Raw genomic sequence first — 13,026 nt, 5'->3', positions numbered from 1 at the left:
TAAAACGTGTAGCGCCCGCTCACTTCAGGTAAGGGGACCAGGACGGTTCTCTGACTTCGCCTTGAGCGGTAGGAAGCGGGAGCCTAACGCGTCCATTAATGGACACGAGCATCAAGACTCCCCGGCCCTGTTGGCGGGTGGCGTAGATTACCATGGTGCCGTTGGGCGCAACAGTAGGTGACTCGTCCAGAGTGCTATCAGTGAGGATCTTTACACTACCTCGCTGCAGATCCTGAGCTGCCACCTTGAAATTGGTGAAGCCATCCTGACGATGAATCATCACCAAAGTCTTTTCATCTGCCGAAAGTTTCGGGTTGGCGTTGTAGTTACCTACAAACGTCACACGCTCGGCACCACCGCCACTGGCGCTGGTTTTGTAGATCTGAGGCTTGCCGCCGCGGTCCGAGGTGAAATAGATGGTCGAACCATCCTTGCCCCAGTACGGTTCGGTGTTGATGCCAGGACCTGCGGTCACTCGGGTGATCTGGCGCGAAGCCAGGTTCATCACGTAAATGTCCGGGTTACCGTCTTTGGACAGTACGAATGCCAGGCGATCGCCGTTCGGCGACCAGGCTGGTGCACCGTTCAGGCCTTCGAAGTTGGTGATCTGCTCACGGCGACCGGTGTCGATGTTCTGCATGAAGATGCGCGGACGCTTCTGCTCGAACGATACGTAAGCAATGCGCTTGCCATCCGGTGCGAAACGCGGCGACAGGATCGGCTCGCGCGATTGCAGCAGAGTCACGGCACGGGCACCGTCATAGTCAGAACGTTGCAGGGTGTAACGCGTGTTCTTCTCGGAGAAGCGTTCAGCCGTCACATACAGCAGGCGAGTCGAGAACGCACCTTCAATACCGGTCAGCTTCTGGAACGACTGATCAGAGATGAAGTGCGCCATGTCGCGCAGTTGCTCGGTGGTACCAGAAACACTGCCGTCAGCCACTTTCTGTTCGGTGGCCACGTTGAACAGCGCCCACTGCACTTGCAGGCGACCGCCGGCTGGCGCAATGCTGCCCACCATCATGTATTGAGCACCCACCGCCTTCCAGTCACGGAAGATGATTTCGCTCGGCTGGCTTGGCTGGCTGATCATGTTTTGCTTTGGAATCGGCGAGTAGTAGCCCGAGTTACGCAAATCGTTACCAATGATTTCTGCCATGTCGTCCGGCAGCACAGCACCGCCCTGCATACCGAACGGTACAACGGCGATCGGAGTAGCCCGATCGCTGCCGCTGGTAACCAGAATGTTCTTTTCATCCGCCATCGCGATCCCTGCCATGCAGCAGATCACGACCAGCATTCCTCGAAGAAGGTTTCTCACAAGGCTAGATCCTCAGGTGTGAATGTCATCTTGAATGAACGATACGGAGCGAAATCGCTCGGCTTCATTCCCTGCATTTCTGTCAAACGTCCAATATTCTTCACTGCCGCGACTGCCGATGCATCGAACGGACCGTCGCCACTGGACTTGGCCACGCTGACCGAAGTCACCGTACCGTCCGGCAACATGCCGATTTGCAGCACGACCGTCATGCCTTTGCGTGCCGAAGGTGGACGAGCCCAACCTTCTGCCGCTCGCGCACGAATCAGGTCATCGAAACTGCCCGCGACTTCGTCACCCTGCTCATCGGCCAAGGCCTGCTGGCGCTGCGGCGTGTCGGAAAGCAGATCGGCCAAGGCCTGAGCCTTTTTGTCTTCGGTCGATTTACGTGCCGCATCCTGCGCTTTCTTCTTCGCAGCATCGGCAGCAGCTTTCTTCTTCGCTTCGTCGGCGATTTTCTTCTTCGCCTCTTCAGCTTCAGCTTTCTTCTTGGCGTCTTCGGCGGCTTTCTTCTTCGCGTCTTCGACGATCTTCTTCTTGGCTTCTTCAGCAGCGGCTTTCTTGGCCTCTTCTTCAGCAGCCTTTTTCGCTTCTTCTTCAGATTTCTTCTTGGCTATATCAGCCAATTGTTTCTCTTCAGCCTTCTTGGCTTCGGCGGTCTTCTTGGCTTCGTCGGCTTTTTTGGCTTCGTCAGCCTTTTTCGCCTCGTCTGCTTTCTTCGACTCGTCGGCCTTCTTGGCTTCCTCGGCTTTTTGAGCCGCTTCTTCTTTCTTTTGTTCCGCAGCGGCCTTGATCTCTTCCTGCTCGACCTTCTTCTGCTCCATCTGCTCGACTTCGGTCTGGCGCGCGGCGGATTTCTTCGCCTCACCCGCAATCTTCTGATTGGTCTGGGTGGTTGCCTGACTTTTCGATTTCAGTTGGTAGAGGGTCGCCTGGACAATCGGTTTGGCCGGCGGCAGCTCTGGTGTAAAGGCAAAACTGACGAACAGCATGCCGAACACCAGCACGTGCAGGACAATTGCCAGAACACTAGGCCAGAAGTAGCTTTCCGAGGCGGACGGCTCTCGCTGTTGCTGCATCAGGGGGCCTCGGTAATCAAACCAACATTACCGACCCCGGCTTTCTGCAACCCGCCCATGGCGCCCATGACGGAACCGTAGTCGACGGTCTTGTCACCGCGGATGAAGACCTGGGTACGCTTGCCGCCTTCAGTGCCGGCACGAATGATCTTGGTCACCGCGTCGGTCATTTGCGGCAGGGTCATGGCCCTGTCCTGTTGCTTCTCGGTATCGACTTCGCTGCCAAGATTCCAGTAGTAGGTCTTGTCAGCCTTGATCGAAATGGTCAGGACCTGAGTGTTGTTGTCCTGCGGCAAGGCTTCGCTGGAAACCTTGGGCAGATCAACTTTCACGCCCTGATTGAGCATCGGCGCGGTCACCATGAAGATAACCAGCAGCACCAACATCACGTCGATGTAAGGCACCACGTTCATCTCGGCGACCGGCTTGCGCTTTTTGCGAGCTCGAGCGATTAAAGCCATTGGAAATTACCTGCTTATTCTTCGCTGGTGTGCACTTTGCGGTGCAGGATCGCCTGGAATTCATCGGCGAAGGTGTAGTAGCGGCCCAGCAAGGTTTCGCTGCGAGCGGCGAAACGGTTGTAAGCGATAACCGCAGGGATCGCGGCGAACAGACCGATCGCGGTGGCGATCAGGGCTTCGGCGATACCCGGGGCCACAGTGGCCAGGGTTGCTTGCTGGGCGCTGGCCAGACCGCGGAAGGAGTTCATGATGCCCCACACCGTACCGAACAGACCGATGTACGGGCTGACCGAACCGACGGTGGCGAGAAACGGCAGGCTCTGCTCAAGTTTCTCTTCCTCGCGGGAGATGGCCACGCGCATGGCACGGGCCACACCTTCCATTACCGCTTCAGGATCGACACCTGGCTGCTGACGCAGACGGGAGAATTCCTTGAAACCGGCGCGGAAGATCTGCTCCACACCCGAATCCGGATCAGGGTTGCTGCCCGCCTGACGGTACAGCTTGGACAGATCGATACCCGACCAGAAGCGCTCTTCGAAGCTCTCCAGGGCGCGTCGACCGGCGCGCAGCAGATTGCTGCGCTGAAAGATCATGATCCATGAGGTCACCGATGCGGCCACCAGAGTCAACATTACCAACTGCACCACGATGCTGGCATTGCTGACCAGGCTCCACATGGAGGAATGGTCGACGACGTTAGCTTCCACGCTTTATCTCCTGCTTTGAGTGTGTACCCGGGCCGACCGCGTCGGCGAAGGCCGCACGCAGGTCTTCGGGAAGGGCCCGGGGTTTCAAACTGTTAGTGCGCACACAGGCCACCAAAAACTGCCCTTCACAGAGCAGCACATTATCCGTTGCCCGCCTGACCTGCTGTTTGAAGCGCAGGCTGACCCGGTTCAATTCGATTACATCAGCGCTTACCAGCAGCTCGTCGTCCAGTCGCGCCGGCGCGTGATAGCGCGCTTCGCTGGAATGCACGACAAACAACAGGTCCTCCCCGGCAAGCGCAGATTGGGCAAAGCCCAGTTCGCGGAGCCGCTCGGTTCGAGCCCGTTCCATAAACTTGAGGTAATTAACGTAATACACGATGCCGCCCGCATCGGTGTCCTCGTAATAAACGCGACAACGATGTGCGAACGGCCCAAGCCCGTTTTGCGCGCGCATACTCTAGTGCTTACTCCTCGGGTTGCCAATCCGGCCAGGCAACTGTTTTTCATGGTTTCAGAGCTTTACCGCAAAAGTACCGTCCTATGACCGTACAAACCCTGAATAAATCGACAAAAATTGTGTATCAATCGTCCACGGCATCGAGAAACTCGTCTGCCACGGGCATTTCACCCATTCGTGACGGAATGTTTAAACCGAAGTGCAGGTACGCATGGCGCGTCACCACCCTGCCCCGTGGTGTGCGCATGATGTAACCCTGCTGAATCAGATACGGCTCCAGCACATCTTCAATCGTGTGGCGTTCCTCGCTGATTGCAGCGGCGAGGCTGTCGATGCCGACCGGGCCGCCATCGAATTTCTCGATCATGGTCAACAGCAGACGCCGATCCTGATGATCAAAACCGTGTTCGTCGACGTCCAGCAGGTTCAACGCCAGGTCCGCCACCGCTTTGGTGATATGGCCCTTGGCGCGGACTTCGGCGAAGTCACGCACGCGGCGCAACAGACGGTTGGCGATTCGCGGCGTGCCCCGGGCGCGACGAGCAATCTCGAAAGAACCTTCCGGATCCAGCGGCAGACCGAGAATGGCTGCCGAACGGCTGACAATCGTCGCCAGGTCGGCCGTACTGTAGAACTCAAGACGCTGGACAATACCGAAGCGGTCACGCAACGGGTTGGTCAGCATGCCGGCGCGAGTGGTTGCGCCCACCAAAGTGAACGGCGGCAGATCAAGTTTGATCGAACGCGCGGCTGGCCCTTCACCGATCATGATGTCGAGCTGGAAATCTTCCATCGCCGGGTACAGCACTTCTTCAACGATCGGCGACAGGCGATGGATTTCGTCGATAAACAGTACGTCGTGCGGCTCAAGATTGGTCAGCAATGCGGCCAGATCACCCGGACGCTCAAGTACCGGACCGGACGTGCTCTTGATCGACACGCCCATTTCCTGGGCAATGATGTTCGCCAGCGTAGTCTTGCCCAGACCCGGCGGTCCGAAGATCAGTGTGTGGTCGAGGGATTCGCTACGGCCACGGGCGGCCTGGATGAACAGCTCCATCTGCTCGCGCACGGTCGGCTGGCCAATATAGTCGGCCAGACTAACCGGGCGAATCGCGCGGTCCTGGACTTCTTCGCGCTCGCGCGGACTGTGCGCGGCGGCGATCAGACGATCAGCTTCAATCACTTAAATCATTCCCTTCAGGGCGCGGCGGATCAGGTCTTCACTGCTCAAATTCTTGTCCTTGATGGCGGTAATCGCCTTGCTCGCTTCCTGCGGTTTGTAGCCCAGGGAAATCAGCGCGCTGACCGCATCGTTCTCAGCGGTATTGACCGGAGCCGGGCCGTCCGGCTGATTCGGTACGAGCGCGAACATGGCCGGCGTAGTCTCCCAGGCCTTGAAGCGATCTTTCAGCTCGACCAGCAGACGCTCGGCGGTTTTCTTGCCGACACCCGGCACTTTGGTCAACGCCGAGGTGTCCTGCGACTGCACGCAGCGAATCAGTTCGTCGACTTCCAGACTCGACATCAAGGCCAAGGCCAACTTCGGCCCGACACCATTGAGACGGATCAATTCGCGAAAAAAGTCTCGCTCACGCTTGCCGGCAAAACCATAGAGTAACTGCGCGTCTTCGCGTACGACCAAATGGGTGTGCAGGGTCAGTGGTTCACCGACCGACGGCAAACGATAAAGGGTGGTCATGGGCACTTCCAGCTCATACCCGAGGCCGTTTACATCCAGAATCAGGTGCGGCGGCTGTTTCTCAGCCAGGGTGCCGCGCAAGCGTCCAATCACGTTTCAGATCCTTGAGCGTTGGCCAGCCGTGGGCTGGCGACAGTCAGAGCGAAAGACTCGGGCCGGCAACACAGGCGCGAAAGTCCACACTCCACAAATTTGATGCTGATGCTATCAGAGACGCAGGCGCCCGCCACGACTGCGTGCCGTTCCCAAACCGTGCGGCAGCAGACTGGAGCGTGTGTGCGCATGGCAAATGGCAATGGCCAGGGCGTCCGAGGCATCGATTTGCGGTTTGCTGGTCAGCTTGAGCATGTGCATGACCATCATCTGCACCTGCTCTTTATTGGCGGCGCCAGTGCCGACCACCGCCTGTTTGACCTGAGTGGCGGTGTACTCGGCAATCTCCAGACACTCTTCGGCGCCGGCAACAATCGCTGCGCCGCGCGCCTGCCCGAGCTTCAACGCCGAGTCGGCGTTTTTCGCCATGAACACCTTTTCGATGCCCATGGTCACCGGGCCGTAAGTCTGAATGATTTCTCGAACACCGCGATAAACGATTTGCAAACGCTCGTGCAGTTCGCCCGCACCGGTACGAATGCAGCCCGAAGCCACATAAATACAACCGCCACGCCCGGTATCGCGAACAATCCCGTAACCGGTGATACGCGAACCGGGGTCGATACCAAGAATTAAAGTCATAACGCCTGCAGATTCGGTAAAAGCACGATTTTCAAATCAACCCATAACAAATGTGGGAGCGAGCCTGCTCGCGAAAGCGGTTTCATCATCAGCAACGATGTTGCCTGAAAATCCGCCTTCGCGAGCAGGCTCGCTCCCACATTGAATCGTAGCCGCTCTTAACCGAGCTGAGCGGCCACGTCTTCCGGAATGTCCGCGTTGGAGTAGACGTTCTGCACGTCATCCAGATCCTCAAGCATGTCGATAAGCTTGAGCACCTTCTCCGCGCCTTCCAGATCCAGTTCGGCGCTGGTGGTCGGCTGCATGACGATTTCCGCGTCATCACCCTTGAAACCCGCAGCTTCCAGCGCGTTACGCACCGCATAGAAACTGGTGAACGAGGTGAACACGTCGATCGAACCGTCTTCGTGTGCAACCACGTCATCGGCATCGGCTTCCAGCGCCGCTTCGGTCAATGCGTCTTCATCGACGCCCGGTGCGAAGCTGATCTGGCCTTTGCGCTCGAACAGGTACGCCACCGAACCGTCGGTGCCGAGGTTGCCACCGCACTTGCTGAACGCATGGCGCACGGCTGCAGCGGTACGGTTGCGGTTGTCGGTCATGCACTCGACCAACACCGCTACGCCGCCCGGGCCGTAACCTTCGTAGGTCAGTTCTTCAACGTTGTCCGCTTCGGTGGCACCGGCGCCACGCGCGACGGCGCGGTCGATGATGTCGCGACTCATGTTCGCGCTCAGCGCTTTATCCAGCGCCAGACGCAAACGCGGGTTGGAGCCCGGATCACCGCCGCCCTGACGGGCCGCAACGGTCAGTTCGCGGATCCACTTGGTGAAGATCTTGCCCCTTTTGGCATCCTGACGTTCTTTGCGGTGCTTGATGTTCGCCCACTTGGAATGACCAGCCATAACTCGCTCCGAATTCTCTTTGAAACGTTGCCCGCCCTGCTCATGCAGCGGCCAGCAAACAAAAAATCTCGACCTGCTCTCTATAGATAGAAAAAAGGCGCATCCGAAGATGCGCCTTCAGGCCCGTCTTACTCAGCCTTTGGCGTTTCGCGCAAACGAATGTGCAGCTCGCGCAGTGCCTTGGCATCCACCACACCCGGCGCTTGCGTCATCACGTCAGCAGCACTCTGGGTTTTCGGGAAGGCGATCACTTCACGAATCGACTGGGCGCCGGTCATCAGCATCACCAGACGGTCCAGACCGAAGGCCAAGCCACCGTGCGGCGGCGCACCGTACTTCAGCGCGTCGAGCAGGAAGCCGAATTTCTCTTCCTGTTCCGCTTCGTTGATGCCCAGCAGACGGAATACCGACTGTTGCATCTCTTTGCGGTGGATACGGATCGAACCGCCACCCAACTCGGTGCCGTTCAGGACCATGTCGTACGCGCGGGACAGAGCGCCAGCCGGGTTGGCTTCGAGCTCTTGCGGCGTGCACTTCGGCGCGGTGAACGGGTGGTGCAGCGCGGAGAAGCTGCCGTCGTCGTTTTCTTCGAACATCGGGAAGTCGACAACCCACATCGGTGCCCACTCACAGGTCAGCAGCTTGAGGTCGTGACCGAGCTTGATACGCAGTGCGCCCAAGGCTTCGCTGACGATCTTGGCCTTGTCGGCGCCGAAGAACACGATATCGCCGTCAACTGCACCCACGCGATCGAGGATGGCGTTGAGGTTTTCCAACGGGATGTTTTTCACGATCGGCGATTGCAGACCGTCAACACCGGCAGCACGCTCGTTGACCTTGATGTACGCCAGGCCCTTGGCACCGTAGATGCCGACGAACTTGGTGTAATCGTCGATCTGCTTGCGTGGCATGCTTGCCCCGCCTGGAACGCGCAGTGCGGCGATACGGCATTTCGGATCATTGGCCGGGCCGCTGAACACTTTGAAATCGACTTCTTTCAGTTGATCGGCAACGTCGACCAGTTCCAGCGGGTTACGCAGGTCTGGCTTGTCGGAACCGTAGCGGCGCATGGCTTCTTCGAAAGTCATGTGCGGGAAGTCGCCGAATTCCAGACCCAGCACTTCCTTGAACAGGTTGCGGATCATTTCTTCGGTCAGGCCCATGATCTCTTTTTCATCGAGGAAGCTGGTCTCGATGTCGATCTGGGTGAATTCCGGTTGACGGTCAGCGCGCAGGTCTTCGTCGCGGAAGCACTTGGCGATCTGGTAGTAACGGTCGAAACCGGCAACCATCAGCAGTTGCTTGAACAGCTGCGGCGATTGCGGCAGGGCGAAGAACGAACCGGCGTGGGTACGGCTTGGCACCAGATAGTCACGCGCACCTTCAGGAGTCGCACGGGTCAGGATCGGCGTTTCAACGTCGAGGAAGCCGTTTTCGTCGAGGAAACGACGAATGCTGGTGGTCATGCGCGAACGCAGGCGCAGCTTCTCGGCCATTTCCGGACGACGCAGGTCGAGGAAGCGATAACGCAGACGGGTTTCTTCACCAACGTCGGAGAACTCGTTCAGCGGGAACGGCGGGGTTTCCGACTCGTTCAGCACTTCCAGTTCGTAACCCAGCACTTCGATCATGCCCGACGCCATGTTGGCGTTGGTGGCACCGGCCGGACGCAGACGCACCTTGCCGGTAATCTTCACCACGTACTCGCTGCGCACGCGATCGGCAGCGGCGAAGCTCTCGGCGCGATCCGGATCGAAAACCACCTGGGCCAGACCGTCACGATCACGGATATCGAGGAAAATCACCCCGCCGTGGTCGCGACGACGGTGAACCCATCCGCAAAGGGTAATTTCCTGGCCTTCCAGGCTTTCGTTCAGTTGGCCGCAATAGTGGCTGCGCATCATGGTCGTGGTTCGCTTCTCGTAATTCGAAAAATTCGGTGGAGCTCCCGTTGCTTTTCAAGCAATGCGGAACTCACGCGTGTCGTTCAACCCGGGGTTGAACCCTAGTCAGATTTGTCGCCACCGGCCAGGTTCTTCTTGGCGCCGGTCTTGAAATCGGTTTCGTACCAACCGCCGCCGCTGAGGCGAAAGCCTGGCATCGACAGTTGTTTCTTGAGCTCTGGCGCCTGACAGGCAGGGCAGTCGACCAGCGGGGCCTCGCTGATCTTTTGAATGGCTTCCAACTGATGACCACAGGAAGCACATTGATAATCGTACATCGGCATGGGGGTGTCTCGGCGATCAGATTGCCACCGCGCGCAGGGCTTTGCGGCGAAAGAGCGGGATTATATCGATTAAATGCGGGCTGTGCAGCCGTAAGACTGCACAGCCCGCAACCTCGTTTGCAACCGCTGCTTCGCGCCGACTCAGCTTCCCTGGCCTGCACTCATCACACAGACCACCCGCACCAGTGCGCTGAAATTTTTAACCCCGCCATGACGCAGATGCACTTCCCGGTCGACGTGGGACAACAGCGAACTGATCGAACAGCTGTTATTCCTGGCCATGTTGCCCAGAATATTCCAGTAAACCTGTTCCAGTCGCAGGCATGTCGCGAATCCGTTCAAACGCACGGATCGAGACAGCGGCTGAACCAATGACATGTCGAACTCGCTGACGAACGGATCGAATTTCAACTCATGCGGCAAGCCGACAACCCTGTCGCTTCGCCTGTCTCCCTCTACCATATCGTTGACACTCCTTTGTCATCTCTGCTGGTTTACAAAGCCACATCCTGAGACTTCATAAAAGCGCAGACGCAAAGTTATATCCAGATGACTTATTGACCATAGCCGTAGGATAAGCCAACGATGCCGGTAAGATTCCGGACTGCCCGCGAGCACGCCCTCAGACGTGCCCTCGGGCCTTGATCAGGCTTCGAGCAACGCACGCAACATCCACGCGGTTTTTTCGTGAACCTGCATGCGCTGGGTCAGCAAGTCTGCCGTTGGCTCGTCACTGACCTTATCGAGGAGCGGGAAGATACCGCGCGCAGTACGAGTCACCGCCTCCTGACCATCGACCAGCTGTCTGATCATGTCCTCGGCACTCGGCACCCCCACCTCCTCCTTGATAGAAGAAAGACGTGCATAAGTGGCATAGGCACCCGGTGCAGGAAAGCCCAGCGCGCGAATACGCTCGGCGATCGAGTCCACGGCAAGCGCCAACTCGTTGTATTGCTCTTCGAACATCAAGTGCAGCGTACGAAACATCGGGCCGGTGACGTTCCAGTGGAAGTTGTGGGTTTTCAGATACAGCACGTAGGTGTCCGACAGCAGACGCGACAAGCCTTCGACGATGGACTTGCGATCTTCTTCACTGATACCGATATCGATTGCCATGTTTACCCCCTAACGGCGATTGAATTCATCCAACAGGTGCAGACCCACTCTAGCAAGGCTGTCGACACCCCGCAGCCCCGATCAGGTGCAGCCACTGCGACAAATCGACCGAGACGATGCCGCTGGCCGGGCTGATTTGAGTAGCCGCAGGCTTTGCTGTTAAATAGGCAGTGTGTCGCCATGCCCCATTTTTCGGGGTGTTGCGCATAGGCTGATGCCGTGAACGTGTCCACCGCCTCTTATTTTGTTCCGAAGCGAACCGTGCGCCTTCAGCTCTTCCTTGTGAGCCGTCATAAACGTGAGCCAATCAAAATGTTGAAAATCGTCCACCTGCTAATGGGCGCAGCGGCATTGCTGCTGTCGTTCATACCCAGCTTGAAATCCGAAGCCGTTCCCTACCTGCAACAACCCGATGCACTTTACCTGGCCTTTTTCGGCCTGCTGAACCTGGTCATCGCTCCAGTAATTCCTTACTGGAACAAAGGCCCGCGTCAGCATCTGCAAAATCTGGTCAGCGCTCTTCTGGTGCTGACCGTCGTCCTGCAAACCTTGACCCTGATCGCCCCGATGCCCGTCATCGCCGGCCAGCCAGCCGTGCTGTTCACCCTGGTGATCGCGCTGGTTGCCGTGGTCTTGCACCTGGCGGTGAGCTTCTATCGTTCTTCACCTGTTGCCGCTCCAACCAGCTATGACATGACCAACCGTGATACCGGTACCGTCAAGTGGTTCAACACCTCCAAAGGCTTCGGCTTTATCTCCCGGGATTCCGGTGATGATATTTTCGTGCACTTCCGTGCCATCCGTGGCGAAGGCCACCGCGTACTGGTCGAAGGCCAGCGCGTGGAATTCTCGGTGATGAACCGGGACAAAGGCCTGCAAGCCGAGGACGTGATCGCCGCCTTGCCGCGTCGCTGATCCAAGGCAATAAAAAACCGCGTGCAGCCTGGCTGTACGCGGTTTTTTTATGTCTTCACTTTCTATTCAAGCAAATGGCTCACTCAATAGTGCGGCGGTGGCGCTTCTTCTTCGAACGATTCGAACTGCCCGACCATCTCTTCCTGACGCTTGAGCAGTGCCGCCATCTGCAATTGCAGGCGATCAACCACACGCTGCTGCGCGACCAGCACGTCGTTCAACGACTGGATGGTGTCATCCTGAAACGCCAGACGGCTTTCCAGATCGGTAACGCGTTGTTCCAGGCTCATGCTTCAGCCCTCCAGAAACGTGAAGTCTTCGGTCAGCACCAGACGCAAGCGTTCGCGAATGGCCGTCACTTGCTCGGCGCTATAAGGCTTGGCCGGGTGTTTGCCCCAGACCGGCGCCGGCCAGGCGGCGTCATCGCGTTTGCGCACAATCACGTGCATGTGCAATTGGCTGACGACATTACCCAGCGTCGCCACGTTCATTTTGTCCGCATCCAGCAAATCCTTGAGCAACTCGGCCAGCGCGGTGGTTTCCAGCCATAACTGCTGTTGATCGGCGACATCCAACTGAAACAACTCGCTGATATCGTCGCGACGAGGCACCAGGATGAACCACGGATAGTTGCTGTCATTGGACAGCAACAGTCGGCAGAGCGGGAAGTCACCGAGGGTCAGCGTGTCCTGTTGAAGTCGTGAATCTAAAGCAAACACTACGCGCACTCCGGCTGATCGACATATTGAGCTTAGCGGCCATCCCGCAGGACGCAGCACCAAGCGACAGACCGGCAGCATACCTGCGATTGCGCCAGCCTTCACGACAGCTGTGCCCTCTTGTCATTCGCCGCACGCCCCGACATGGGACATATACCGACACGTTGCACCAGCAAAGAACCAGGATCGGCAATAAACACACGCAAATGACCGAAAACCCCTGATGCGCTCAAGGTCGCCCACTCACCAAGCTGTGTGATTACAGGACAGCGTGTGTGTTTTTTTGCACCAAAACCGCACAGTGCGTCTACGCTCATGCGTCGAAGCATCCGCCGAATACTCACTCACGGGGTGAACCGGTAACGTTTTTCGCTGTCGTGGGCAGCGGACGCCGTGGCAACACCAATGCAGGAATGGCGTCAAGCCCTTGTAAAAATAGGCTTTGCGCCCCGTATTCATGAGGTTTTTACAGGTAACACGCGCTGTTCAGAAAAATAACCGCACTGACTTTGCGGTTTGTGCACGCTTGTTGCATTCGCACACATATGGACTATAAGCGCACCACACGATGTGGATGCCTCAAGCCCAACAAAAACAGTGGCAGGGTTGCCCGATGGAGATTCAAGTGTTTTGCCAGGGACTCTTTTTTAGCGATGCGAACGGCTAAGAAAACAGC

16 protein-coding genes are annotated in these 13,026 nt (G+C 57.6%); 1 reads left to right on the top strand and 15 read right to left on the bottom strand.

All coding sequences use genetic code 11. The features are described 5' to 3' along the window. Positions 1-19: 19 nt before the first annotated feature. The 13 genes from tolB to HUW52_RS08270 all read right to left on the bottom strand — a co-directional run bounded on the left by tolB (position 20) and on the right by HUW52_RS08270 (position 10,716). Complete coding sequence (gene tolB / locus HUW52_RS08330) at positions 20-1,300, bottom strand: Tol-Pal system beta propeller repeat protein TolB (RefSeq protein WP_016983828.1); 1,281 nt, start codon at positions 1,298-1,300, stop codon at positions 20-22. Positions 1,301-1,317: 17 nt separating this feature from the next. Further along, entirely contained in the window at positions 1,318-2,400 is a 1,083-nt protein-coding gene (gene tolA, locus HUW52_RS08325) for a cell envelope integrity protein TolA (RefSeq protein WP_016983827.1), read from the bottom strand. Further along, a complete protein-coding gene (tolR, locus tag HUW52_RS08320) occupies positions 2,400-2,852 on the bottom strand; it encodes a protein TolR (protein ID WP_161806672.1) in 453 nt (150 codons plus the stop codon). Before tolR ends, tolA begins: the two co-directional genes overlap by 1 nt. Before the next feature lie 23 nt (positions 2,853-2,875). Continuing rightward, positions 2,876-3,571, bottom strand: coding sequence for a protein TolQ (gene tolQ / locus HUW52_RS08315; RefSeq protein ID WP_008080223.1), 696 nt, complete (start codon positions 3,569-3,571; stop codon positions 2,876-2,878). Further along, positions 3,561-4,028, bottom strand: coding sequence for a tol-pal system-associated acyl-CoA thioesterase (gene ybgC / locus HUW52_RS08310; RefSeq protein ID WP_016983826.1), 468 nt, complete (start codon positions 4,026-4,028; stop codon positions 3,561-3,563). Before ybgC ends, tolQ begins: the two co-directional genes overlap by 11 nt. Positions 4,029-4,155: 127 nt before the next feature. Further along, complete coding sequence (ruvB, locus tag HUW52_RS08305; protein ID WP_016983825.1) at positions 4,156-5,217, bottom strand: Holliday junction branch migration DNA helicase RuvB; 1,062 nt, start codon at positions 5,215-5,217, stop codon at positions 4,156-4,158. Next, a complete protein-coding gene (ruvA, locus tag HUW52_RS08300; RefSeq protein ID WP_034153418.1) occupies positions 5,218-5,826 on the bottom strand; it encodes a Holliday junction branch migration protein RuvA in 609 nt (202 codons plus the stop codon). A gap of 114 nt (positions 5,827-5,940) precedes the next feature. Then, positions 5,941-6,468: a crossover junction endodeoxyribonuclease RuvC gene (gene ruvC, locus HUW52_RS08295; RefSeq protein ID WP_007962095.1), complete on the bottom strand. Its 528-nt coding sequence runs from the start codon at positions 6,466-6,468 to the stop codon at positions 5,941-5,943. A 158-nt stretch (positions 6,469-6,626) separates the two neighbouring features. After that, positions 6,627-7,373, bottom strand: a complete 747-nt coding sequence (locus HUW52_RS08290; RefSeq protein WP_016983823.1) for a YebC/PmpR family DNA-binding transcriptional regulator — start codon at positions 7,371-7,373, stop codon at positions 6,627-6,629. A gap of 128 nt (positions 7,374-7,501) precedes the next feature. Next, positions 7,502-9,277, bottom strand: coding sequence for an aspartate--tRNA ligase (gene aspS, locus HUW52_RS08285; RefSeq protein ID WP_016983822.1), 1,776 nt, complete (start codon positions 9,275-9,277; stop codon positions 7,502-7,504). 101 nt (positions 9,278-9,378) lie between these two features. Beyond that, positions 9,379-9,600, bottom strand: a complete 222-nt coding sequence (locus tag HUW52_RS08280; RefSeq protein ID WP_007912741.1) for an FmdB family zinc ribbon protein — start codon at positions 9,598-9,600, stop codon at positions 9,379-9,381. Between the two features lie 141 nt (positions 9,601-9,741). After that, positions 9,742-10,062: a ribbon-helix-helix domain-containing protein gene (locus tag HUW52_RS08275; RefSeq protein WP_026000504.1), complete on the bottom strand. Its 321-nt coding sequence runs from the start codon at positions 10,060-10,062 to the stop codon at positions 9,742-9,744. Positions 10,063-10,245: 183 nt separating this feature from the next. Continuing rightward, a complete protein-coding gene (locus HUW52_RS08270) occupies positions 10,246-10,716 on the bottom strand; it encodes a Dps family protein (RefSeq protein WP_016983820.1) in 471 nt (156 codons plus the stop codon). Positions 10,717-11,028: 312 nt separating this feature from the next. On the opposite strand from HUW52_RS08270, the gene HUW52_RS30595 reads away from it, so the two are divergent. Next, the gene (locus HUW52_RS30595; RefSeq protein WP_038366645.1) at positions 11,029-11,631 is read left to right on the top strand and encodes a cold-shock protein; all 603 of its coding nucleotides are present in this window, start codon (positions 11,029-11,031) and stop codon (positions 11,629-11,631) included. A gap of 83 nt (positions 11,632-11,714) precedes the next feature. Here the strand turns inward: HUW52_RS30595 and HUW52_RS08260 are convergent, their stop codons facing one another. Further along, positions 11,715-11,921, bottom strand: a complete 207-nt coding sequence (locus HUW52_RS08260; RefSeq protein ID WP_008080215.1) for a SlyX family protein — start codon at positions 11,919-11,921, stop codon at positions 11,715-11,717. A gap of 3 nt (positions 11,922-11,924) precedes the next feature. Next, a complete protein-coding gene (locus tag HUW52_RS08255; RefSeq protein ID WP_016983819.1) occupies positions 11,925-12,350 on the bottom strand; it encodes an HIT domain-containing protein in 426 nt (141 codons plus the stop codon). Positions 12,351-13,026: the final 676 nt, after the last annotated feature.

The organism is Pseudomonas sp. 43A (assembly GCF_013363935.1).
Classification (GTDB): domain Bacteria; phylum Pseudomonadota; class Gammaproteobacteria; order Pseudomonadales; family Pseudomonadaceae; genus Aquipseudomonas; species Aquipseudomonas crudilactis.
Note: the sequence above shows the minus strand (reverse complement) of the source record. Positions and strands in the feature narration are given on the sequence as shown.